This window comes from Streptomyces glaucus (assembly GCF_039533365.1).
Classification (GTDB): domain Bacteria; phylum Actinomycetota; class Actinomycetes; order Streptomycetales; family Streptomycetaceae; genus Streptomyces; species Streptomyces glaucus.
Genome location: NZ_BAAATK010000013.1, coordinates 81,311 through 103,458 on the forward strand (window position 1 = coordinate 81,311; position 22,148 = coordinate 103,458).

Annotated in this window: 19 protein-coding genes and 1 riboswitch; of the genes, 4 read left to right on the forward strand and 15 right to left on the reverse strand. The window is 74.2% G+C overall.

What is annotated here, in order from left to right; all coding sequences use genetic code 11:
• Window positions 1-40: 40 nt before the first annotated feature.
• From ABD363_RS12625 to pdxR, 4 genes are all read right to left on the reverse strand, one after another.
• Window positions 41-1,489 carry a glycine hydroxymethyltransferase gene (locus tag ABD363_RS12625; RefSeq protein ID WP_344602637.1) on the reverse strand — a complete coding sequence of 483 codons (1,449 nt, stop codon included), beginning with the start codon at window positions 1,487-1,489 and terminating at the stop codon, window positions 41-43.
• Window positions 1,490-1,522: 33 nt separating this feature from the next.
• A riboswitch (ZMP/ZTP riboswitch) is annotated at window positions 1,523-1,620 on the reverse strand.
• Between the two features lie 137 nt (window positions 1,621-1,757).
• Window positions 1,758-2,942, reverse strand: a complete 1,185-nt coding sequence (locus tag ABD363_RS12630) for a glutathionylspermidine synthase family protein (protein ID WP_344602639.1) — start codon at window positions 2,940-2,942, stop codon at window positions 1,758-1,760.
• Between the two features lie 17 nt (window positions 2,943-2,959).
• Window positions 2,960-3,292 (reverse strand): hypothetical protein, encoded by a 333-nt coding sequence (locus tag ABD363_RS12635; RefSeq protein WP_344602641.1) that lies wholly within the window; start codon window positions 3,290-3,292, stop codon window positions 2,960-2,962.
• Between the two features lie 77 nt (window positions 3,293-3,369).
• On the reverse strand, window positions 3,370-4,764 hold the full coding sequence (gene pdxR, locus ABD363_RS12640; protein ID WP_344602643.1) for a MocR-like pyridoxine biosynthesis transcription factor PdxR: 1,395 nt from the start codon (window positions 4,762-4,764) through the stop codon (window positions 3,370-3,372).
• A 47-nt stretch (window positions 4,765-4,811) separates the two neighbouring features.
• On the opposite strand from pdxR, the gene ABD363_RS12645 reads away from it, so the two are divergent.
• From ABD363_RS12645 to ABD363_RS12655, 3 genes are read left to right on the forward strand one after another with little or no spacing between them, the layout of a single operon-like run.
• On the forward strand, window positions 4,812-5,321 hold the full coding sequence (locus ABD363_RS12645; RefSeq protein WP_344602645.1) for a carboxymuconolactone decarboxylase family protein: 510 nt from the start codon (window positions 4,812-4,814) through the stop codon (window positions 5,319-5,321).
• Window positions 5,318-5,764, forward strand: a complete 447-nt coding sequence (locus ABD363_RS12650) for a carboxymuconolactone decarboxylase family protein (protein WP_344602647.1) — start codon at window positions 5,318-5,320, stop codon at window positions 5,762-5,764. Before ABD363_RS12645 ends, ABD363_RS12650 begins: the two co-directional genes overlap by 4 nt.
• Window positions 5,761-6,480, forward strand: coding sequence for an isocitrate lyase/PEP mutase family protein (locus ABD363_RS12655; RefSeq protein ID WP_344602748.1), 720 nt, complete (start codon window positions 5,761-5,763; stop codon window positions 6,478-6,480). The genes ABD363_RS12650 and ABD363_RS12655 overlap by 4 nt, the downstream gene beginning before the upstream one ends.
• 6 nt (window positions 6,481-6,486) lie before the next feature.
• Here the strand turns inward: ABD363_RS12655 and ABD363_RS12660 are convergent, their stop codons facing one another.
• The 9 genes from ABD363_RS12660 to ABD363_RS12700 all read right to left on the reverse strand — a co-directional run bounded on the left by ABD363_RS12660 (window position 6,487) and on the right by ABD363_RS12700 (window position 18,450).
• On the reverse strand, window positions 6,487-7,437 hold the full coding sequence (locus ABD363_RS12660; RefSeq protein WP_344602649.1) for an ABC transporter substrate-binding protein: 951 nt from the start codon (window positions 7,435-7,437) through the stop codon (window positions 6,487-6,489).
• 1 nt (window position 7,438) lies between these two features.
• Complete coding sequence (locus tag ABD363_RS12665; RefSeq protein ID WP_344602651.1) at window positions 7,439-9,382, reverse strand: ABC transporter permease subunit; 1,944 nt, start codon at window positions 9,380-9,382, stop codon at window positions 7,439-7,441.
• Window positions 9,382-10,473: a quaternary amine ABC transporter ATP-binding protein gene (locus tag ABD363_RS12670; protein ID WP_344602653.1), complete on the reverse strand. Its 1,092-nt coding sequence runs from the start codon at window positions 10,471-10,473 to the stop codon at window positions 9,382-9,384. The genes ABD363_RS12665 and ABD363_RS12670 overlap by 1 nt, the downstream gene beginning before the upstream one ends.
• A complete protein-coding gene (locus ABD363_RS12675; protein ID WP_344602655.1) occupies window positions 10,470-12,002 on the reverse strand; it encodes a GMC family oxidoreductase in 1,533 nt (510 codons plus the stop codon). Before ABD363_RS12675 ends, ABD363_RS12670 begins: the two co-directional genes overlap by 4 nt.
• 98 nt (window positions 12,003-12,100) lie before the next feature.
• Entirely contained in the window at window positions 12,101-13,621 is a 1,521-nt protein-coding gene (locus ABD363_RS12680) for an aldehyde dehydrogenase family protein (RefSeq protein WP_344602657.1), read from the reverse strand.
• 456 nt (window positions 13,622-14,077) lie between these two features.
• Window positions 14,078-15,067, reverse strand: coding sequence for a malate dehydrogenase (locus tag ABD363_RS12685; protein ID WP_344602659.1), 990 nt, complete (start codon window positions 15,065-15,067; stop codon window positions 14,078-14,080).
• Between the two features lie 428 nt (window positions 15,068-15,495).
• The gene (locus ABD363_RS12690; RefSeq protein ID WP_344602661.1) at window positions 15,496-16,560 is read right to left on the reverse strand and encodes a helix-turn-helix domain-containing protein; all 1,065 of its coding nucleotides are present in this window, start codon (window positions 16,558-16,560) and stop codon (window positions 15,496-15,498) included.
• 569 nt (window positions 16,561-17,129) lie between these two features.
• Window positions 17,130-17,606: a DUF3017 domain-containing protein gene (locus tag ABD363_RS12695; protein WP_344602662.1), complete on the reverse strand. Its 477-nt coding sequence runs from the start codon at window positions 17,604-17,606 to the stop codon at window positions 17,130-17,132.
• Window positions 17,596-18,450, reverse strand: a complete 855-nt coding sequence (locus tag ABD363_RS12700) for a bifunctional methylenetetrahydrofolate dehydrogenase/methenyltetrahydrofolate cyclohydrolase (RefSeq protein WP_344602664.1) — start codon at window positions 18,448-18,450, stop codon at window positions 17,596-17,598. Before ABD363_RS12700 ends, ABD363_RS12695 begins: the two co-directional genes overlap by 11 nt.
• Before the next feature lie 271 nt (window positions 18,451-18,721).
• Here ABD363_RS12700 and ABD363_RS12705 point away from each other — a divergent pair, with 271 nt between their 5' ends.
• On the forward strand, window positions 18,722-19,294 hold the full coding sequence (locus tag ABD363_RS12705) for a hypothetical protein (protein ID WP_344602666.1): 573 nt from the start codon (window positions 18,722-18,724) through the stop codon (window positions 19,292-19,294).
• A gap of 406 nt (window positions 19,295-19,700) precedes the next feature.
• On the opposite strand, the gene purH is transcribed toward ABD363_RS12705, so the two are convergent.
• Window positions 19,701-21,269 (reverse strand): bifunctional phosphoribosylaminoimidazolecarboxamide formyltransferase/IMP cyclohydrolase, encoded by a 1,569-nt coding sequence (gene purH, locus ABD363_RS12710; RefSeq protein ID WP_344602668.1) that lies wholly within the window; start codon window positions 21,267-21,269, stop codon window positions 19,701-19,703.
• Entirely contained in the window at window positions 21,266-21,895 is a 630-nt protein-coding gene (gene purN, locus ABD363_RS12715; protein ID WP_344602670.1) for a phosphoribosylglycinamide formyltransferase, read from the reverse strand. Before purN ends, purH begins: the two co-directional genes overlap by 4 nt.
• Window positions 21,896-22,148 lie beyond the last annotated feature (253 nt).

A 22,148-nucleotide genomic window follows, 5' to 3' on the forward strand; every position in this document is an offset into this window, starting at 1 on the left:
ACGGGAATGCGGCCCCGCGCCCGAGCGCCGCGCGGGCCGGTCAGCCGAGGTCGATCTCCGGGTACAGCGGGAACGCCGCCACCAGGTCCGTCGCCCGCTGGGAGATCTCCTGCGCGATCTTCGGGTCCAGGACGTGGGCGGCCTTGGACGGGGCCCCCGACTTGGTGGTGCCGGGCTCGGTGCTGGTCAGCACGCGGTCGATCAGGCCCGCGACCTCGTCCATCTCGGCGGTGCCCAGGCCCCGGGTGGTCAGCGCGGGGGTGCCGACGCGGATGCCGGAGGTGTACCAGGCGCCGTTGGGGTCGGCCGGGATGGAGTTGCGGTTGGTGACGATGCCGGACTCCAGCAGCGCGGCCTCGGCCTGGCGGCCGGTGAGGCCGTAGGAGGTGGCGACGTCGATCAGGTTGAGGTGGTTGTCGGTGCCGCCGGTGACCAGGGTGGCGCCCCGGCGCAGCAGGCCCTCGGCCAGCGCCCGGGAGTTGTCGACGACGCGCCGGGCGTAGTCCTGGAAGGCGGGCTGCCGGGCCTCGGCGAAGGCGACGGCCTTGGCGGCCATCACGTGCGGGAGCGGGCCGCCGAGGACCATCGGGCAGCCGCGGTCGACCTGGTCCTTGAGGGAGTCGTCGCACAGGACCATGCCGCCGCGGGGGCCGCGCAGCGACTTGTGGGTGGTCGTCGTCACGATCTGGGCGTGCGGGACCGGGTCGAAGTCGCCGGTGAGGACCTTGCCGGCGACCAGGCCGGCGAAGTGCGCCATGTCGACCATGAGCGTGGCGCCGACCTCGTCGGCGATCTCCCGCATGATCCGGAAGTTGACCAGGCGGGGGTAGGCGGAGTAGCCGGCGACGATGATCAGCGGCTTGAACTCGCGGGCCTGGGCGCGCAGGGCGTCGTAGTCGATCAGGCCGGTGGCCGGGTCGGTGCCGTAGGAACGCTGGTCGAACATCTTGCCGGAGATGTTCGGGCGGAAGCCGTGGGTGAGGTGGCCGCCGGCGTCCAGGGACATGCCGAGCATGCGCTGGTTGCCGAAGGCCTGGCGCAGCTCGGCCCAGTCGGCCTCGGTGAGGTCGTTGATCTGGCGGACGCCGGCCTTCTGCAGGAACGGGGCCTCGACGCGGTCGGCGAGGACGGCCCAGAAGGCGACGAGGTTGGCGTCGATGCCGGAGTGCGGCTGGACGTAGGCGTGGCGGGCGCCGAAGAGTTCGCGCGCGTGCTCCGCCGCCAGCGCCTCCACCGTGTCGACGTTGCGGCAGCCGGCGTAGAAGCGGCGGCCGACGGTGCCCTCGGCGTACTTGTCGCTGAACCAGTTGCCCATGGCCAGGAGGGTGGCCGGGGAGGCGTAGTTCTCGGAGGCGATCAGCTTGAGCATCTCGCGCTGGTCGGCGACCTCCTGGCCGATGGCGTCGGCGACGCGGGGCTCGACGGCGCGGATCACGTCGAGGGCGGCGCGGTAGGCGGTGGAAGCGGTGGAGAGGGGCTCGGCTGACATGGGGGACCTCCGGGACGATGCGTTCAGCGTTCACGGTACGGCCCAGGCGCACGGCACTCGTGCTGGGCGGTGCCCAGGGGCCGCTCCCCGATGGTCGGTCCCATCCCAGCGCGCCAGTCACGGCCCGCGGTCAGCCTACCGGGCGCGCCGGACCGCGGGAGGGCCGCGTCCACGATGTGACCGGGGCTGCGGGGGTGCCGGGGCCGGCAGGGCCGGCGGGACCGCCGGGGGCGCGGCCGGGGACGGTCCGCGCCCGGGGCGGGAGGGTTCAGAGGATCACGTGCGGCAGGAAGCGGGCGTACTCGTCCGTCACCAGGCCGGAGGACTCGCGGATGCCGAGGCCCGCCGACTCGTCCTCCACCACCCAGGCGCCCAGGACGACGTGGTTGCCGTCGAAGGCGGGCAGGGGGGCCAGCCGCTGGTAGCAGCAGGGCTCGTCGCGCACCACGGGGGCGGCGCCGGGCTGGTGGACCGTCACCCCGGCGCCCTCGCGGCCGAGGAGGGGCTTGGCGACGTAGCCGTGGGCCGCGGCCAGCTCCCGGGGCCCGTCCAGGTAGGCGGGGAGGAGGTTGGGGTGGCCGGGGTACAGCTCCCACAGGATCGCCAGCAGGGCCTTGTTGCTCAGCAGCATCTTCCAGGCCGGCTCGATCCACAGGGTGGTGCCGGTGCCGCCGCCGTTGTCGAGGGTGTCCAGGACGTGCCCGGCGAAGCGGTCGGTGGTGAGCCACTCCCAGGGGTAGAGCTTGAAGATGCTGCGGATGAAGCGCAGTTTGGTGTCGACGAAGCGGCCGGAGAGGCGGTCCCAGCCGATCTCCTCCATGGAGATCCAGTCGGTGTCCAGGCCGGCCTGCTCGGCGGTCTCCTTGAGGTAGGCGACCGTCATGAGGTCCTCGCCGAGTTCGTCGGCGGTGGAGTGCGCGAAGTACAGGGGGCTGCCCGGCGGGAGGAGGCCGGCCTGCTTGCGCCAGGCGTCGACGAGGCGTTCGTGCAGGGAGTTCCACTGGTCGGCGCCGGGGAAGCGCTCCTCCATCCAGAACCACTGGGGCGAGGCGGCCTCGACCAGGGAGGTGGGGGTGTCGGCGTTGTACTCCAGCAGCTTGGCCGGGCCCGTGCCGTCGTAGCGCAGGTCGAACCGGCCGTAGACGGAGGGGAGTTCGGCGCGGCGGTGCCAGGCCTCGGCGACCGCCCGGGCCACGCGCGGGTCGGTGATGCCGAGGTCGGCGAAGCGGCCGGCGGAGACGATGTGGTCCGCCGCCGCCAGGCACATGCGGTGCAGTTCCTCGACGACCTCCTCCAGCGCCTCCACCTCGGGCAGCGAGAAGACGTAGTAGGCGCTCTCGTCCCAGTAGGGGCGCAGGGAGCCGTCGGGGTGACGGGTGAGGGGGTAGACGAGCCCCTGGTCCTCGACGGTCTGCTGCCAGCCGGGGCGGGGCTCGATCGTGCGGCGTTCCATCGTGCGCTGCCTCCGGTTCAGCCGCCGCCGCTGCCGCTGCCCGAGCAGCCGAAGCCGTTGCGGTCCACGGCCTCGCTGCGGCTGAAGGTGCCGTCCTCGGCGTAGCCGCCGCTGACCTCGGCGTCGTAGTACCAGGCGGCGTCGACACCGCCGACGGAGGCGACCGAGGAACTCGGCGACTTGCAGTTCCGGTCGGCGATGATCCGGTAGCCGTCGCCGTAGGTGTAGCTGTCGCGGTCCACGCAGCGGCGGTCGGGCTCGGAGCCGCACGACGTCAGGGCCGTCGCCAGAACGCCCATACCGCCGAGCACCACCGTGCTCGACCGCAGCCGTCGCCGTGTCTCAGCCATGTCCTCGTCTCCCCCTCGTTCGTGTCGTTGAACGGCCGTTCGCGGATCGGGTGTGCGGCCGTCGCCGGGGGTGGACTTTACGGCAGCACCCGGCACAGGGTGTCCAGCGCCCCCGCCCAGGCGTGGTCGGGCGGTGTTCCGTAGCCGACGACGAGGGCGTCCAGGGGCTCGGTCACGGCGGCCGGGTGGCGGAAGAAGGACAGGCCGTGCAGGGCCAGTCCGTGCCAGGCGGCGGCCCGGAGCACCGCTTGCTCGGTGCCCGGGGGCAGGCGCAGGACGGCGTGCAGACCGGCCGCGATGCCGGTGGCGCGCACCTCGGGGGCGTGGGCGGCGAGGGCGGCGACCAGGGCGTCCCTGCGGCGGCGGTAGCGCAGGCGGGCGGAGCGCACGTGCCGGTCGTGGGTGCCGGAGGCGAGGAACTCGGCCAGGGTCAGCTGGTCCAGCACGCCGCAGGTGTCGGCGTCGCCCTTGGCCGCGGCGGCCTGCCCGGCGAGGGCGGGCGGCAGCACCGCCCAGGCCAGCCGCAGGCCGGGGGCGAGGGACTTGCTGACGGTGCCCAGGTAGACGACGCGGTCGGGGTCGAGGCCCTGCAGGGCGCCGACGGGCTGGCGGTCGTAGCGGAACTCGCCGTCGTAGTCGTCCTCCAGGACCAGGCCGCCGGTGCGGCGCGCCCAGTCCACCACGGCCGCCCGCCGGTCGGGGTGCAGGGGCACGCCCATCGGGAACTGGTGGGCGGGGGTGAGCAGGACGGCGCCCGCGTCGGGCGGGGCCGACGGGTCGGTGCCCCGTTCGTCGAAGGGCAGCGGGACGGTGCGCAGGCCGGCCGCGGCCAGCAGGTCGCGGTGCGTGGGCAGGCCGTAGGACTCGACGGCGACCGTGCGCACGCCGCGCTCCCGCAGGACCCCGCCGAGCAGTCTCAGGCCGTGCGCGAACCCGGAGCAGACGACGATCCGTTCGGGATCGGCGCGCACGCCCCGCACACGGCCCAGGTAGCCGGCGAGCGCGGTGCGCAGTTCCGGACGGCCGCGGGGGTCGCCGTAGCCGAGGGCGTCGTGGGGGGCGGCGGCGAGGGCGCGGCGGGCGGCCCTGAGCCACTCGGCGCGCGGGAAGGAGGCCAGGTCGGGGGTGCCGGGGCGCAGGTCGTGGGCGGGGCGGGCGCGGTGCCGGGGGCGGGCGGCCGGGCCCGCCGGGCCGGCCGGGGGCACGACGGTGCGGTCCGCCACCCGGGTGCCCGAGCCCTGCCGGGCGGTCAGCCAGCCCTCGGCGACGAGGTCGGCGTAGGCGTCGGCGACGGTGTTGCGGGCGATGCCGAGGTCGGCGGCGAGCGCCCGGGAGGAGGGCAGCCGGGTGCCGGGCGCGAGGCGGCCGGAGCGGACGGCCTCGCGCAGCGCGTCGGTCAGGCCCCGGCGCAGGCCCGGACCGGTTGGCTCCAGGTGCAGGTCGATGCCCAAAGTGGCCCACTGTTCCGGCATGGAAATGGACCATACCCCTGGGCTGCTTCGCTTCTAGGGTCGGGGACATGACGACGAACGCACCTGAGAACCCGGTCGTGGAGTACGCCGCCGCGCCCGTCCCCCGGCTGGACTGGGCCCGGCTCGCCCCGGACGTCTTCAAGGCGATGGTCCGGCTCGACGCGGCGGCCGGGCGCGGGCTGGATCCGGCCCTGCGCGAACTGGTGAAGATCCGCGCCTCGCAGCTCAACCGGTGCGCGTTCTGCCTCGACATGCACACCAGGGACGCGCTCGCGGCGGGCGAGAGCGTGGAGCGGATCGTGCAGCTGAGCGCCTGGGAGGAGGCGCGGCACTTCTACACCGAGAAGGAGCTCGCGGCGCTGGAGCTGACCGAGGCGGTGACCGTGCTCACGGACGGCTTCGTGCCGGACGAGGTGTACGAGCGGGCCGCGAAGCACTTCGAGGAGGCGGAGCTGGCGCAGCTGATCGCCGCGATCACGGTGATCAACGCCTGGAACCGGTTCGGAGTGACCTGCCGCCGGGTGCCGGGCACCCCCCGGCCGGGACAGCGCCCGTGACGGCCCGTACGACGCACCTGGACGCCGAGGTCCGCTCCGCCATGCTGGCGCTGAGCGCCGCCGCCAAGCGGGACCTGGGCGACCCGGCGCTCGCCGAGCTGGTCCAGATCCGCGCCTCGCAGCTCAACCGGTGCGCGTTCTGCCTGGACATGCATCTGGAGATCGCCCGGAAGCAGGGGGTGAGCGACCGCCGGCTCGACCTGGTGGCCGTCTGGGAGGAGGCCGGGGACGTCTTCGACGAGCGGGAGCGGGCCGCGCTGGCGCTGACCGAGGCGGTGACCGTGCTCACGGACGGCTTCGTGCCGGACGAGGTGTACGAGCGGGCCGCGAAGCACTTCGAGGAGGACCGGCTCGCCCGTCTCATCGCGCTGATCACCGTCATCAACAGCTGGAACCGGCTGATGGTCAGCCGGCGGATCCCCCCGGGGAGCAGCCGGTGGTGAACAAGGCCGAGGTCTTCCGCGCGCTGCACCGGCGGCCGGCCCCGGACGACCCCCTCGTGCTGCCCGGCCCGTGGGACGCGGCCAGCGCCCGGGTGTTCGAGGAGGCCGGGTTCCCGGCGCTGGCGACGCCCAGTGCCGGGATCGCCGCCTCCCTCGGCTACGAGGACGGGCGGACGCCGGCCGACGAGATGTTCGCGGCGGTGGCCCGGATCGTGCGGGCGGTGGACGTGCCGGTGTCGGCGGACGTGGAGGACGGGTACGGGCTGGCGCCGAAGGAGCTGGTGGAGCGGCTGCTGGAGGCGGGGGCCGTCGGCTGCAACCTGGAGGACTCCGCCGGCGGGGTGCTCAAGGACCCGCACGAGCACGCGGACCGGCTCGCCGAGGTGCGGGCCGAGGCCGCCGGCGGGCTCTTCGTCAACGCGCGCGTCGACACCTTCGTCCGGGGGGTCGCCGATCCGGAACGGGCCGTCGAACGGGCCGCGCTGTACGTGGCCGCGGGCGCCGACTGCGTGTACCCGATCGGCGCCCCGCCGGAGGTGCTGCCGCTGCTGCGGGCCGGGATCCGAGGGCCCCTCAACGTGTTCGCCCGGCTGGACGGCGAGGGCCCCTCGCCCGCCGAGCTGGGCGCGCGAGGGGCCACCCGGGTCACCTTCGGGCCGGGCCTGCAGCGCCGGGCGGCCGCGGCGCTGCGGGAGATCGCGGCCCGGGTGCGGTAGGGGGCGTCAGGGCAGCCACCGCTTCCACGTGGACCGGTGGCCGTCCACCCACTTCTCCGCCGCCTGCTCCGGCGTCAGCTTCCGGTCGGCGATCAGCAGGGAGACCTCGTTCTGGTCCTCGGTCGTCCACCTGAACCTCTTCAGGAAGGCCGCCGCCTCGCCGCCCCGCTTCGCGAAGTCCGCGTTGAGGTACTTCTGCAGCGGGGTGTGCGGGTAGGCGCAGGCGACCTTCTCCGGGTCGGCGTCGCAGCCCTCCGTGCGGGGCGGCAGCCTCACCTCGGTCATCGGCACCTTCTCGAACAGCCACTGCGGGGTGTACCAGTAGGTGAGGAAGGGCTTCTGCTCCTTGGCGAACTGCTTGATCTGGGTGATCTGCGCGGCCTCGGAGCCGGCGAAGACCACCTGGTAGTCCAGCTTCAGGTTCTTCACCAGCGCCTTGTCGTTGGTGACGTACGCCGGTGAGCCGTCCAGGAGCTGTCCCTTGCCGCCGCTCTCCGCGGTGCGGAGCCGGTCGGCGTACTTGTTCAGGTTCTTCCAGTGCGTCACGTCCGGGTGCCGCTCGGCGAAGTAGGACGGGACGAACCAGCCGATGTGCCCGGTGACGCCGAGGTCGCCGCCGCGGACGACGGTCCGCTTCTCCTCGACGTACCGCTGTTCCTGCTCGGGGTGGCCCCAGTCCTCCAGGAGCGCGTCGATGCGGCCCTGGCTGAGCGCGTCCCAGGCGGGGACCTCGTCCATCTGCACGGTGTCGACGTGGTAGCCGAGTTCGTGCTCCAGCAGGTACTGGGCGACGGCCACGTTGGCCTGGGCGCCGACCCAGGACGGCACGGACAGGGTGACCGTCCGCGCGCCCTGGGCGTTCGCGAACGGCGACGCCTGCCGGGTCATGTCGGCGGCGCCGCAGCCGGTGGTCAGCGCCAGCACCGCCAGCACCGCCGTGATGCGTCCGCGGAACATCTCAGGCCCCCTTCCGCGGGCGGCGCCGCGTCGGCTGCGTCACCCGGTCGAGCATCAGGCCGAGGCAGACGATCGCCGCGCCGGCCACCAGGCCGGTCGCCAGGTCGCCCTGGGCGAGGCCGAAGACGACGTCGTAGCCGAGCGCGCCGCCGCCGACCAGGCCGCCGATGACGACGACCGCGAGGACCAGGACGACGCCCTGGTTGACGGCGAGCAGCAGCGCCGGCCGGGCGAGCGGCAGCTGGACCTGCCGCAGCTGCTGGAAGCCGCTCGCGCCGAGCGAGCGGGCGGACTCCAGGGCGGCCGGGTCGACCTGGCGCAGGCCCTGGGCGGTGATGCGGACGACGGCCGGCAGGGCGTAGACGACCGCGGCGGCCACGGCGGGGGCGCGGCCGACGCCGAAGAGGGCGACGACCGGGATCAGGTACACGAACTGCGGCATCGTCTGGAAGACGTCCAGGACCGGCCGGAGCAGCCGCTCGAAGCGGTCGCTGCGCGCGGCGGCGACGCCGGTGGCGAAGCCGGCGACGAGGGTGACCGCGACGGCCGCCAGGACCTGCGAGAGCGTGTCCAGCGACGGCCGCCACACGCCGAGCACGCCGGTCGCGGCCATGGCGCAGACGGCGGTGAGCGCGGTGCGCCAGGTGCCGATCAGCCAGGCCGCGGCGGCGACGGCCAGCAGCACCGACCACCAGGGCAGCCCCTGCAGGCCGGCCCGGAGCGGGTCGAGCACCCAGGTGGTGAAGCGGCCCGCCCAGTCGGCGGTGCCGCCGACGACGGGCACGCCCGAGTACAGGTGGGCGGTCATCCAGCCGACGGCCCGGTTGACCGGCCCGGCGATGTCCGCGGTCCAGGCGTCGGGCCAGTCCGGCCGGCCCGCCAGACGTCCGGCCACCACCGCGGCGACGGCGGCGAGCAGCGCGAGCGCCCAGGCCGCCGGGGCCCTCCGGGCGGCGCCGGTCCTCTCCCCCGCCGCGCCCGTCACCCGGTCCAGGACGACGGCCAGCAGCACGATCGGGATGCCCGCCGCCAGCGCCGCGCCCACGTCGACCGAGGCGAGCGCCTGGTAGACGCGGTCGCCGAGGCCGCCCGCGCCGATCACCGACGCGATGACCGCCATGGACAGCGCCATCATGATCGTCTGGTTGACGCCGAGCAGCAGCTGCGTGCGGGCCAGCGGGATGCGGGCGGTCAGCAGGCGCTGCCGGGCGGTGGCGCCCAGCGACTCGACCGCCTCCAGCACCTCCTGGTCGGCGCCGCGCAGACCGAGGGCGGTGAGCCGGGCCATGGGCGGGGCGGCGTAGACGACGGTGGCGAGGACGGCGGCGGGGACGCCGATGCCGAAGACCAGCACCACGGGGAGCAGGTAGGCGAAGGCCGGCAGCACCTGCATGGTGTCCAGGACCGGGCGCAGCGCGCGGTCCATCCGGTCCGACAGGCCGGCCGCGAGACCCAGCAGGGCGCCCGCGGCCACGGACGCGACGACCGCCACGACCATCAGGGCGAGGGTCTGCATGGCCGGCACCCACATGCCGAGCGCGCCGCAGGCCAGGAAGGCGGCGGCGGTGCCGAGCGCGAGCCGGACCCCGGCGACGCGCCAGGCGACGAGGGCGCCGAGCGCCGTGACGCCGGCCCAGCCCGCGGCGAGCAGGGTGAGGTAGACGGCGCGCACGGCGAGGACGACGGCGTTGCTGACGTGGCCGAGGCCGTACAGGAACAGCGGGTGGCTGTCCCGGTGGTCGACGATCCAGTCGCCGGCCCGCTCCAGCGGCGCGGACACGTCGACGGTGAGGGCGGCCGGCCAGCCGCCGCTCGCCCAGCGGGCGCTCGCCGGCGGCACGAGGACCGCGGCGGCGACCGCGAGCAGCAGCAGTTTGCGCACGGCCGGGCGCTTGAGCGCGCCGGGGAGGGCCGGGCGGGGGGCGGATGCGGTGAGCGTCGCCATCAGACCGCCTCCTCGGGCCGCTCCGCCGCGGCGCCGGCGGGCGTCCTCGTCCCGGCGACCACGCCGAGGAGCGCGTCGGAGTCGACGACGCCCAGGCACCGCTCGCCGTCCACCACGCGGGCCGGGGCCCCGGCCCGGGCCACCGCCTCGATGGCCTCGGACACCGTGGCGTCCGGGCGGACCGCCGGGCCGCTGCCGGTCTCGTCCGGGAAGGCGCGGCGCATGGCCGTGCGGACGGTCATGACCTGCTCGCGCGGGACGTCGCGGACGAACGCGCGGACGTAGTCGTCGGCGGGCGAGCCGACGATCTCCTCGGGCGTGCCGAGCTGCACGACGCGGCCGTCGCGCATCAGGGCGATGCGGTCGCCCAGTTTCAGGGCCTCGCCGAGGTCGTGGGTGATGAAGACCATGGTGCGGCCCTCCTCGCGGTGCAGCCGCACCACCTCCTCCTGCATGTCGCGCCGGATGAGGGGGTCGAGCGCGCTGAACGGCTCGTCGAAGAGGAGGACCTCGGGGTCGACGGCGAGCGCGCGGGCGAGGCCGACGCGCTGCCGCTGGCCGCCGGAGAGCTGGCCCGGCCTGCGCTGCTCCATGCCCGCCAGGCCGACCTTGGCGACCATCTCGGCGGCCCGCGCGCGGCGTTCGGCGCGGCCCATGCCCTGGATCTCCAGGCCGTAGGCCACGTTGTCCAGGACCGTGCGGTGCGGCAGCAGGCCGAAGTGCTGGAAGACCATCGCGGCGCGGTGGCGGCGCAGTTCACGCAGCCGGGTCTTGTCCATGGCGCGGACGTCCTCGCCGTCGATGGCGATGGTGCCGGCGGTCGGCTCGACCAGCCGGGTCAGGCAGCGCACCAGGGTGGACTTGCCGGAGCCGGACAGGCCCATGACGACGAAGACCTCGCCCTTGCGCACGTCGAAGGAGACGTCCCGGACGGCGGCCGTGCAGCCGGTGCGGGCGCGCAGCTCGGCGGGGCCGAGGGCGGTCAGCTCGGGGTCGCCGGGGACCCGGCCGGCTTTCGGGCCGAAGACCTTCCACAGGCCCTGGACGGAGAACACGGGCGTGCCCGCGGCGGTTCCGGTGGCCGTGCTCATCGCGCACCGCCCCCGATCAGCTCGGCGGCCTTCTCCCCGACCATGAGCACCCCGATCATCGGGTTCACCGCGGTCATGGTCGGGAACACGGAGGCGTCGGCGACACGGATGCCGTCCAGCCCGCGGATCCGCAACTCGGGGTCCACCACGGCCAGTTCGTCGTCCGCGGAGCCCATCCTGCAGGTGCCCGCCGGGTGGTAGACGGTGTGCGCGACCCGGCGGGCGTACTCGCCGAGCTCCTCGTCGCTCGTGATGTCCGGGCCGGGGCACACCTCGCGCTTGAGCCAGTGCGCCAGCGGTTCGGTCCGCGCGATCTCGCGGGCGATGCGGATGCCGTCGACCAGGGTGCGGCCGTCGTAGTCGTCCTCGTCGGTGAAGTAGCGGAAGTCCAGCGCGGGCTTGACCGACGGGTCGGCGCTGGTCAGGTAGAGCCGGCCGCGGCTTTTGGGCTTGGGGATGTTCGGGGTCATCGACACGCCGTGGGGGGGCCGTTCGTAGCCCAGGCGCTCCGGGTGGTCCGTGAACGGGATCTGGTAGAAGTGGAACATCAGGTCGGGTCCCGCGTGGTGGGGGTCGCGGCGCACGAACAGGCCCGCGTCGGAGTCCATCGCGGAGTTGTCCGGGATCGGTCCGTGGGTCTCCCAGACGATCACCGACTCGGGGTGGTCGAGCAGGTTCTCCCCGACTCCCGGCAGGTCGTGGACGACGGGGATGCCGAGGGCCGCCAGGTCCTTCCGGGGGCCGATGCCGGAGTGCAGCAGCAGGCGGGGCGAGTCGATCGCGCCCGCGCACAGCAGCACCTCGGTGCGGGCCCGGATCAGCAGGTCCGCGCCGTCCTTGGCGCGGACGCGGACGCCCCGGACCCGGGTGCCGTCCAGCTCCAGCCGGTACGCCCAGGTCTCCAGGAACAGGCGGAGGTTGGGCCGCTCGTCCATCACCGGGTGCAGGTAGGCCACCGACGCCGACGAGCGCTTGTTGTTCTCCGGGTGGTAGGCGAGGTCGAAGAAGCCGACGCCCTCGGTGAACGGTTCGGCGTTGAAGCCCTCGACGCGCGGCACGCCGAGCGCCGCCCGGGCGGCGTCGACGAAGTCGCGGGCGATGGCGTTGCGGTCCTTCTCGTCGACCGGGACGATGTTGTTCAGCAGACGGGCGTAGTACGGCTCCATCTGCGCCGCGCCCCAGCCCTTGGCGCCGGCCGCCTCCCACTCGTCCCAGTCGGACGGCAGCGGCTTGAACGCGATCAGCGTGTTGTGCGAGGAGCAGCCGCCGAGGACGCGGGCGCGGCTGTGCCGGATGTGCGAGTTGCCGCGGGGCTGTTCGGTGGTCGGGTAGTCGTAGTCCAGCTCGCCGCCGAGCAGGCCCATCCAGCGGCGCAGGGTCAGTACGTCCTCGCGGTCCACGTCGCTGGGGCCGCCCTCGATGACGGCGACGGTGACGTCCGGGTCCTCGGTCAGCCGGGAGGCGATGACGGAACCGGCGGTGCCGCCGCCGATGACGACGTAGTCGAACTCGTGGGTGTGATCGGGCATGGGCGTGGTACTCCTGGGGGGATTCGGGACAGGTGTCCTTCGCGGCGCGCTCCCCGCCGGGTCCGGCGGGTGGGGGCGGAGCGCTCCGACGGCGCGGGTCAGCCCGCGAACCAGCGCACCGGCCTGGGCGCGAGGTTCTGGTAGACGTGCTTGGTCTCGCGGTACTCGGCGAGCCCGGCCGGGCCGAGTTCACGGCCGGTCCCGCTCTTGCCGAAACCGCCCCATTCCGCCTGCGGGAGATAGGGGTGGAAGTCGTTGATCCAGACGGTGCCGTGCCGCAGCCGGCCCGCGACCCGGCGCGCCCGGCCCGCGTCGGCGGTCCACACGGCGCCCGCGAGCCCGTACTCGGTGTCGTTGGCCAGGAACACGGCCTCGTCCTCCGTGCGGAAGGTCTCCACGGTGAGGACCGGGCCGAAGACCTCCTCGCGGACGACGCGCATCTCGCGGTGGCAGTGGTCGAGGACGGTCGGCTCGTAGAAGTAGCCGCTCTCCGGACGCTGCGGCGACGGCTCCGGGCGCTTGCCGCCGGCGCGCAGCACCGCGCCCTCCTCCAGCGCGGAGGCGACGTACGCCTCGACCTTCGCGCGCTGCTGCTCCGAGACCAGGGGTCCGCACTCGACGCCGTCCTCGGTGCCGCGGCCGAGACGGATCCGGCTCGCCCGGCGGGCGAGTTCGGCGACGAAGCGGTCCCGGACGCTCTCCTCGACGATGAGGCGGGAGCCCGCCGAGCAGACCTGGCCGCTGTGCAGGAAGGCGGCGTTGAGGGCCTGGTCGACGGCGGTGTCGAAGCCCTCGTCGGTGGCGCAGGCGTCGGCGAAGACGACGTTGGGGTTCTTGCCGCCGAGTTCGAGGGCGACCTTCTTCACGGTCGGGGCGGCGGCCTGCGCCACCTTGGTGCCGCTGGCCAGGCCGCCGGTGAAGGAGACCAGGTCGACGTCGGGGTGCTCGGCGAGCCGGGCGCCGACGGTGTGGCCGGGCCCGGTGACGAGGTTGGCGACCCCCGCCGGGAGCCCCGCCTCCAGCAGCAGGTCGATGAGCGCGACGGTCGTCAGCGGGGTGATCTCGCTCGGCTTGACGACGAAGGTGTTGCCGGCCGCGAGCGCGGGCGCGATCTTCCAACTGGCCTGGAGCAGCGGGTAGTTCCAGGGCGTGATCAGCGCGCAGACGCCGACCGGCTCGTGCACGACGACGCTGTGGACGTCGGGCGTGCCCGCGTCGACCACCCGGCCGGGCGCCTCGGCGGCGACCAGGTCCGCGAAGTAGCGGAACGCGTCGGCGACGCAGTCCACGTCGACGCGGCCCTCCTCGACGGTCTTGCCCGCGTCGCGGCTCTCCAGCAGGCCCAGCTTCTCCCGGTCGCGCGCCAGCAGTCCGGCGACGCGGCGCAGCAGCGCGGCGCGCTCGGCGACGGGGGTGCGCGGCCAGTCGCCCTCGTCGAAGGCGCGCCGGGCGGCGGCGACCGCCAGGTCGGTGTCCTTCTCGTCGCCCTCCGCGACCACGGCGAACGCGGTCGCGTCCGCGGGGTCGACGATCTCGCGCGTGGCGCCGGAGACGGCTTCGCGCCACTCCCCTCCCGCGTGGATGGTCCGCCGCGCTCGCAGTTCCGTACTGTCCGCCATGATCCGGTGCTGCCTTCCGTTCCTGTTCGGTGCCGGTGAGTCACATCGGTGTCACCCTCCGGGGACCGTGAGCGCCTGCCCCTGTCTTCACTCGGACATGCGAAATCGGTGGCCGAAAGTGCGCTGCGTCACTGAACATCACGGCAAACAGGGGCATACATCCGGCGAACCGGGAACCGGCGGGGACCGGCGTCCGCTCCGCGGAGCGCGCCGGGCGGACGGAAACGGGGCGGGCGGAAGGGGGAAGGCGGCCTCCAGCAGCCCGCGTTCGCCGCCGCGGCCGTCGGCGGCGCGGCCGTCACCGTCGCGGCTGTCGGCGGCGCGGCAAGCGCGCGGTGCTCACCGGGCGCGGGCGGTTCCCCGATCGGCGTGCGGACGGCGGCCGCGAAACGCGGCGATCCCCGGGCGGCCGTGGCCGCCCGGGGATCGCCGTCGGGCAAAGGGTGCCGACAGGGGTCAGATGAGGCCGAGGCCGCGGACCGCCTCGCGCTCCTCCTCCAGCTCCTTGACGGAGGCGTCGATGCGGGCGCGGGAGAACTCGTTGATCTCCAGGCCCTGGACGATCTCGTACTTGCCGTCCTTGCAGGTGACCGGGAAGGAGGAGATCAGGCCCTCGGGGACGCCGTAGGAGCCGTCCGACGGGATGCCCATGGAGACCCAGTCGCCCTCCGGGGTGCCGTTGACCCAGGAGTAGACGTGGTCGATGGCGGCGTTGGCGGCGGAGGCGGCCGACGAGGCGCCGCGGGCCTCGATGATGGCGGCGCCGCGCTTGGCGACGGTCGGGATGAAGTCCTCGGCCAGCCACTTCTCGTCGTTGACGACCTCGGCGGCGTTCTTGCCGGCGACGGTGGCGTGGAAGATGTCCGGGTACTGGGTGGCGGAGTGGTTGCCCCAGATCGTCAGCTTCCTGATCTCGGAGACCGGGACGCCGGTCTTCTTCGACAGCTGGGTCAGGGCGCGGTTGTGGTCCAGGCGGGTCATGGCGGTGAACCGCTCGGCCGGTACGTCGGGCGCGGCGGCCTGCGCGATGAGCGCGTTGGTGTTGGCCGGGTTGCCGACGACGAGGACCTTGATGTCGTCCGCGGCGTGGTCGTTGATGGCCTTGCCCTGCGGCTTGAAGATGCCGCCGTTGGCCTCCAGGAGGTCACCGCGCTCCATGCCCTTGGTGCGGGGGCGGGCGCCGACGAGGAGGGCGACGTTGGCGCCGTCGAAGGCGACGTTCGGGTCGTCGGTGATGTCGATGCCCTGGAGCAGCGGGAACGCGCAGTCGTCGAGCTCCATGGCCGTGCCCTCGGCCGCCTTCAGCGCCGGGGTGATCTCCAGCAGGCGCAGCTTGACCGGCACGTCCGCGCCGAGCAGCTGGCCGGAGGCGATGCGGAAGAGCAGGGCGTAACCGATCTGGCCGGCCGCGCCGGTGACGGTGACGTTCACGGGAGTGCGGGTCATGGCGTTCTCCGTATGACAGCTGGCGGTGGGGCGTCCCTGCCCCGGGGTGCGGGATCCCCGCCCCGGTTCGTGACCGGCGCCTGCCGCGGATCGATCACGGATACGTTCGATCGATCTCTTGGCGTCAAGAGAGATCCAGCGGTCAGGCTATCGCGCATCCGGCATCCCGGACGGCCGGGTCGGTGTGGCCCGGCCCACAAGTCCCGGCGCCCGGTCCGGTGGGTTCCGGCGCCCGGCCCCGGGCGGGCGTGGAGCGGCGGCCGCCGGTCCGGGAGAGGGGGGACCGAGGCGGCCGCCGTGAGGGGGGGGTACCGTTGCCGGACTCCCGTGGGGGTACTGTTCGCGTGCCCTCGTTCCGGGCCGCCATTCCTGCCGGCGCGGATTCTTTTCCCGGTCTCCCCAGGCACGGCCGCCGGCCCCGGCCGTCCCTACCGTGTGCAGCCTTTCTGCCCGGACGCCAGCGTCACGCAGGCCGTCGCGTCGTCCGCGCCCGCGACCGCCACCATCGGGGTGTACGCGATCGTGTCGCCGGCGTCGGTGACCGCGCCGGTCTGTTTCGCCCGGCCCGCGGACACCTCCACCTCGTCGCCCTGCGCGGCCCCGGTGATCCGGCCCCAGGCGGCGCCGCAGGTCCTGCTGTAGCGGACCTCGACGACGGTCGTGCCGACGGTCGCGCTCCGCGCGGTGGTCACCAGGTCGCCGCTGCACCCCATGGCCTCCGCGTCCTTGCCGGTGCAGGCGGCGCCGCCGCACTTCACCCCGGCGGGCAGAGCGGTGGACGGGCCGGCGGACGGCGAGGGCGGGGCGGCCGCGCCCTCGTCGCCCCGGTCGCCGCCGCCGAGCAGGAGGAACGCCCCGGCGATCACGCCCACGGCGCCGACCGCGCCCGCGACGAACATCGCCGCCCGCCGGCCGCCTCCCGGGGCGCCGCGAGATCCCGCGGACCGGCGCGGCGGCTCGCCGGACGCGCCCGCGGCCGGGCGTCTGCCGCTCGGCGCGGGCCCCTGGTACCCGGCGATCCGCCACGAGTTGCCGCCGACCGCGTCCGGGCTCTCGGCGGCCGTCGGCTGCGCCGGCACCGCCGGCACCGCCCCGGCCGGTCCCGCGGCGCCCGGCGTGGCCGCGCCGCCGCCCTTGCGGGCCGCCCTGCGGGTGTCCGCGGGCGGCGCCGCGAGCTCCCCGAGCGCGGCGCGCGCCTGGGAGATCCGGATGGCCTCCATGGTCATGTCGTGCCGCATCTCCGAGCGGCTCCAGGCCCGCTCGGCCAGCTCCCACAGGGTGGTCAGGTGGACGGGATTGGTCCCGGTGACCTCGGCCAGGGCCACGATCGCGCCCTTGGGCGCGAGCAGCCGGCCGTTCAGGTAACGCTCCCAGGACGTCTTGCTGTAGCCGGTGCGGTCCGCCACGGCCGCGATGCTCAGCCCGCTGCGGTCCACGAGCCCCCGCAGCTGCCCGGTGAACTCCTTGATCTGCGGATCGAGTTCATCCGGCAAGGCTCTCCAACGAGGCATTGCTACCCCCCTCTTCCCCCCGGTTCGTGCTGATGGTTCTCCCCGCGCGTGACGCCCCTGGCCGAGTCCCGTCCCGGCCGCCCACAGGGGTGCGCCCGGTCAGGATCTCAGTTCCCGGGGTGGGGGCGCACGGGAGCCCTGGTGACCGCGGGCGTGCACCGTCGCACGTCCGCGAGGCCGCGGCCCGGTGTCCCACCGGCGTCCCCCACGCCGGGCCGGCCCCGGCCGCGCGCGGGACACCCCGGGCCGTCCCGATCGACCACGCTAGCCCCCTTCTGGGGGGACTCGACCGCACATCCGTGAACTTGTCGGCACATCGTCACACGGACCGCACACGCGCGGTCACGGACGGCGCGCGTGTCACGCCCGTCCCGCGCCCCGTGGCGGAACGGTCACTTCCGTGCCCCGGTGCGCGGGCGGCGCCGAACGGCCCGTTCACGGCGCGGGAGGACGGGCCCGGCGGTGCGTCCCCGGGAGCGGGGAGGGGACGGACCGCCGCCCGTCCGGAAGTCCGCCGCCGGAAGCCGGCGCCGATCACCGGCCGCTGCCCGCTACCCGCTGACCGTGAAGTGCAGCGTGTCCTTCAGGAACGGGATCTCCAGCCACGGGTGCGGCTGCGCCATCATCGCCAGCAGGACGATCGCGGTGCCCAGCACGCCGTAGGTGGCGATGTCCGTGAAACGGGAACGCACCGCGAGCATGCCGACGTCGGGCAGCAGCCAGCGCAGCAGCGCGCCGGTCAGCAGCGCGGCGCCGATCAGCAGCGTCCCGTACCGGAACACGTCCAGCGCGGTCAGCAGCAGGCCCAGCCCGACCAGGGCCAGCACGGCGAGGACCGGCCACTGCCGGGCGGGCGCCGGGGCGTCGCCGGGCGCGGCCCGGCCGCCGCCCTCGGGGCGCGCGGTGTCCCGGGTGAACAGCGGGAAGCGGCGCGTGGCGCGCCGCGGCCTGCCCTCGGCGTCGGGCGCGCTGACCGCGTCCCGGACCGTGATCTCCTCGGGGCTCCCGGTCGCGTCCTCAGCCGGCACTGCGCTCCGCCGCCTCGACCACGTTGACGAGCAGCTGCGCGCGAGTCATCGGGCCGACCCCGCCGGGGTTGGGGGAGATGAATCCGGCCACCTCGGCCACGTCCGGGTGGACATCGCCGACGATCTTGCCCTCGGCGTTGCGGGAGACCCCGACGTCGAGGACGGCCGCGCCGGGCTTGACGTCCTCGGGCCGCACCAGGTGCGGGGAGCCGGCCGCGGCGATGACGATGTCGGCCCGCCGCAGGTGGGCGGCCAGGTCCCGGGTGCCGGTGTGGCACTGGGTCACGGTGGCGTTCTCGCTGCGCCGGGTCAGCAGCAGCGGCATCGGGCGGCCGATGGTCACGCCGCGGCCGACGACCACGACCTCGGCGCCCTTGATCTCCACGCCGTAGCGGCGCAGCAGGGTGAGGATGCCGTTGGGGGTGCAGGGCAGCGGGGCGGGCTCGTTGAGGACCAGGCGGCCGAGGTTCATCGGGTGCAGGCCGTCGGCGTCCTTGGCCGGGTCCATCAGCTCCAGGACGCGGTTCTCGTCGATGCCCCGGGGCAGCGGCAGCTGGACGATGTAGCCGGTGCAGGCCGGGTCCTCGTTCAGTTCGCGGACGACCGCCTCGATCTCCTCCTGCGTCGCCGTGGCGGGCAGTTCGCGCTGGATGGAGGCGATGCCGACCTGGGCGCAGTCGCGGTGCTTGCCGGCGACGTACTTCTGGCTGCCGGGGTCGTCCCCGACCAGGATCGTGCCGAGGCCGGGCGTGACGCCCTTCTCCTTCAGCGCCGCCACGCGGGCGGTCAGATCGGACTTGATCGCGGCTGCGGTGGCCTTGCCATCGAGAATCTGGGCGGTCATGGCCCCATCCTCGCGGATGACCCGGCCCCGGTTCCAATCCGCTCGCGATCCGGGCGGCGCGGGACCGTCCCGCCGTATCCGTCCATGATCGGTGATGTTGCACTTGCACAACGTCTGGGACATGTCGCTGGACAAGCTTTCGATGGTGAAGAACGATGGCGGGACAGTGCCGCGGGCAGCTCGACGGGGGGACGGACCGCATCTGAAGAACTCTCCTCCGTGCGTGCCGCGCGCCGTCCCCGCACGTGGAACAACGGAGGAAGAGACCGTCATGAGCTTCGGCGACCCGAACAACCCCTACGGCGCCCCGCAGCAGGGACAGCAGCCGGGCTACGGCTACCCGCAGCAGCAGGGGCAGGCGCCCGGCTACGGCTACCCGCAGGCCCCGCCCGTCGGCCCGTACGGCGGCGCCCCGGCGCCGACGACGATGCCCGGCTCGGTGAGCGCCGCGCGCGTGATGCTCTGGGTCATCGTCGGCCTGCAGATCATCGGCGTCGCCCTGTTCGCCTTCGCCGCCGTCGGCGTGAACGCCGCCAAGAACGACGCCGCACTCCAGGAGGACGACGCCTTCCAGCAGCTGGCCGACTACTCGGCCGGCATGCTGTGGGCCCTCGTGGTGTTCTCGCTGGCCTGGGCGGTGTTCGCGATCGTGCTGGCGCTGAAGTTCAACACCGGCGGCAACGGCGTCCGGATCACCACGCTGGTCTTCGCGGTCATCACCGCGATCCTCGGCATCTACCCGTTCATCCTGGTGGGCCTGGTGCACACCGTGCTCGCCGTCCTGGTCGCGGTGTTCGTCGGCAACTCCAACGGCTCCGCCTGGTTCAACCGGCCGCGTTACTGACCGCGCCCCGCGCGCCCGGGCGGCCCGCGCCCGCCGAACAGTGCCCGCCCGTCACGCCGCAGGGCCGTGTCTCACCCGTTCGAGGGGGACACGGCCCTGCCGCGTCCCCCCGGCCCGGCGCGCCCAGCTCCGCCTCGCGCCCGGCGACCGGCGGGTGCCGGCCGCCGCCTACCGGACGTCGTACGACAAGGTGGACGACGCGGGCGGGGCCCCCGGAGTGGCGTGACTACGCCGCCCGCGTCGCCCGCTGCCTCCGGGAGTACACACCGCCCGGCGGGACGTGCCCCTCGCGGGTCCGAGGTGCCGCTCCGCTCCCGGGGGCGTCGGAGCGGAGTCGCCCGCCGCGGCACGACCGCGGCCCCCGGTCCCGTCGGGGGAGGACCGGGGGCCGCGGACCGGTGGGACGTCAGTGGAAGAAGTGGCGCGCCCCGGTGAGGTACATGGTGACGCCGGCCTTCTTCGCGGCCTCGACGACCTGCTCGTCACGGATCGACCCGCCGGGCTGGACGATGGCGCGGACCCCGGCCTCGATCAGGATCTCGGGGCCGTCCGGGAACGGGAAGAACGCGTCGGAGGCGGCGTAGGAGCCACGGGCCCGCTCGGCGCCCGCCCGCTCCACGGCCAGCTTGCAGGAGTCGACGCGGTTGACCTGGCCCATGCCGACGCCGACCGAGGCGCCGTCCTTGGCGAGCAGGATCGCGTTGGACTTCACGGCCCGGCAGGCCCTCCAGGCGAACGCCAGCTCGGCCAGCTCCGCCTCGGACAGCGCCTCGCCGCTGGCCAGCGTCCAGGTGGCCGGGTCGTCGCCCTGGGCCTGGAGGCGGTCGGTGACCTGGAGCAGCGCGCCGCCGTCGACCGGCCTGACCTCGACGGGGTTCGACGGGGCGTCGGGGCAGCGCAGCACCCGGATGTTCTTCTTCCTGGTGAGCGCCTCCAGGGCGCCCTCCTCGTAGTCGGGCGCCACGATGACCTCGGTGAAGATCTCCGCGACCTGCTCGGCCATCTCCTTGCTGACCGGCCGGTTCACGGCGATCACGCCGCCGAACGCGGACAGCGGGTCGCAGGCGTGCGCCTTGCGGTGCGCCTCGGCGACGTCCTTGCCGATCGCGATGCCGCACGGGTTGGCGTGCTTGATGATCGCCACGCACGGCTCGTCGTGGTCGTACGCGGCACGGCGGGCGGCGTCCGTGTCCGTGTAGTTGTTGTACGACATCTCCTTGCCGTGCAGCTGCTCGGCCTCGGCGAGGCCGCCCGTGCCCGACACGTACAGGGCGGCGGGCTGGTGCGGGTTCTCGCCGTAGCGCAGGGTGTGCCGGCGTTCCCAGGTGGCGCCGAGGAAGGCGGGCAGGCCCGACTCGTCGACGGGGGCGTACTCGGAGGCGAACCAGGAGGCGACCGCCACGTCGTACGCGGCCGTGTGCTGGAAGGCCTCGGCGGCCAGGCGCTTGCGGGCGGCCAGGTCGAAGCCGCCGTCCCGCACCGCGGCGAGGACGTCGGCGTAGCGGGCCGGGCTGGTGACGACGGCCACGGAGGGGTGGTTCTTGGCGGCGGCGCGCACCATCGAGGGGCCGCCGATGTCGATCTGCTCGACGCACTCGTCGGGCGTCGCGCCCGAGGCGACGGTCTCGCGGAACGGGTACAGGTTGACGACGACGAGGTCGAACGGCTCGACGCCCAGCTCGGCGAGCTGCCGCCGGTGGTCCTCCAGGCGCAGGTCGGCGAGGATGCCGGCGTGCACCTTCGGGTGCAGGGTCTTGACCCGGCCGTCCAGACACTCGGGGAAGCCGGTGAGCTCCTCGACCTTGGTGACGGGGACACCGGCGGCGGCGATCCGCGCGGCCGTGGACCCGGTGGAGACCAGCTCCACACCGGCCTCGTGCAGCCCGCGCGCGAGCTCCTCGAGCCCGGTCTTGTCGTAGACGCTGACGAGCGCGCGGCGGATGGCCCGCTTGTTGCTCTCGGCGGTGGCGGTCACTGGATAACTACCTTTCGTCCCTCAATGCGGTAGCCGTGGCGGGCGAGCCGCCCCACGACATCGACGAGCAGCCTTCGCTCGACTTCCTTGATGCGCTCGTGCAGAGCGCTCTCGTCGTCCTCGTCCCGGACCTCCACCACGCCCTGAGCGATGATCGGCCCGGTGTCGACGCCGTCGTCGACGAAGTGGACGGTGCAGCCGGTGACCTTGGCGCCGTACGCGAGCGCGTCCCGCACGCCGTGGGCTCCGGGAAAACTGGGCAGCAGCGCGGGGTGCGTGTTGACGAACCGCCCGCCGAACCGCGCGAGGAACGCCTTCCCCACGATCCTCATGAACCCGGCCGAGATCACGAGGTCGGGCTCGTGGGCGGCGACGGCCTCGGCGAGCGCGGCGTCCCACTCCTCGCGGTCGGCGTAGTCCCGCACCTTCCGCACGAAGGTCGGCAGTCCGGCCCGCTCGGCCCGCGCGAGCCCTTCGATGCCCTCGCGGTCGGCGCCGACGGCCACGATCTCGGCGCCGTAGGCCTCGGGCCCGGTCGTCTCGATGGCGTCCAGCAGCGCCTGCAGGTTGGTGCCGGATCCGGAGACCAGCACGACGAGGCGCTTGACCACGGGCTTGGCGGCCACGGTGGGGGCCCTTTCTCGGGGAAGCGTTCTTGCGCGGCCGGGTCCGTACGGCCGCTTTGTACGGTCGTACGAATGCTTCGCGCCCCCGGATACGGGGAAGTCTACGAAGCGGCCGACCGTCAGCAACGATACCGGCACACCTGACGGCCCCCTCGGGACGGGGGCGTGGCCGGAAGGTAGCGTCTGGGGGGAGCCGGACCGGGAAGGTCCGGGAACGCCTCCCGCGCGTCGCACGTTCACGGGGTGACGGGGG

Coding starts and splice junctions, on each gene's coding strand:
- ABD363_RS12625 (WP_344602637.1), bottom strand. CDS start 1,489: ATGTCAGCCGAGCCCCTCTCCACCGCTTCCACCGCCTACCGCGCCGCC.
- ABD363_RS12630 (WP_344602639.1), bottom strand. CDS start 2,942: ATGGAACGCCGCACGATCGAGCCCCGCCCCGGCTGGCAGCAGACCGTC.
- ABD363_RS12635 (WP_344602641.1), bottom strand. CDS start 3,292: ATGGCTGAGACACGGCGACGGCTGCGGTCGAGCACGGTGGTGCTCGGC.
- pdxR (WP_344602643.1), bottom strand. CDS start 4,764: ATGCCGGAACAGTGGGCCACTTTGGGCATCGACCTGCACCTGGAGCCA.
- ABD363_RS12645 (WP_344602645.1), top strand. CDS start 4,812: ATGACGACGAACGCACCTGAGAACCCGGTCGTGGAGTACGCCGCCGCG.
- ABD363_RS12660 (WP_344602649.1), bottom strand. CDS start 7,437: ATGTTCCGCGGACGCATCACGGCGGTGCTGGCGGTGCTGGCGCTGACC.
- ABD363_RS12665 (WP_344602651.1), bottom strand. CDS start 9,382: ATGGCGACGCTCACCGCATCCGCCCCCCGCCCGGCCCTCCCCGGCGCG.
- ABD363_RS12670 (WP_344602653.1), bottom strand. CDS start 10,473: ATGAGCACGGCCACCGGAACCGCCGCGGGCACGCCCGTGTTCTCCGTC.
- ABD363_RS12675 (WP_344602655.1), bottom strand. CDS start 12,002: ATGCCCGATCACACCCACGAGTTCGACTACGTCGTCATCGGCGGCGGC.
- ABD363_RS12680 (WP_344602657.1), bottom strand. CDS start 13,621: ATGGCGGACAGTACGGAACTGCGAGCGCGGCGGACCATCCACGCGGGA.
- ABD363_RS12685 (WP_344602659.1), bottom strand. CDS start 15,067: ATGACCCGCACTCCCGTGAACGTCACCGTCACCGGCGCGGCCGGCCAG.
- ABD363_RS12700 (WP_344602664.1), bottom strand. CDS start 18,450: ATGACCGCCCAGATTCTCGATGGCAAGGCCACCGCAGCCGCGATCAAG.
- ABD363_RS12705 (WP_344602666.1), top strand. CDS start 18,722: ATGAGCTTCGGCGACCCGAACAACCCCTACGGCGCCCCGCAGCAGGGA.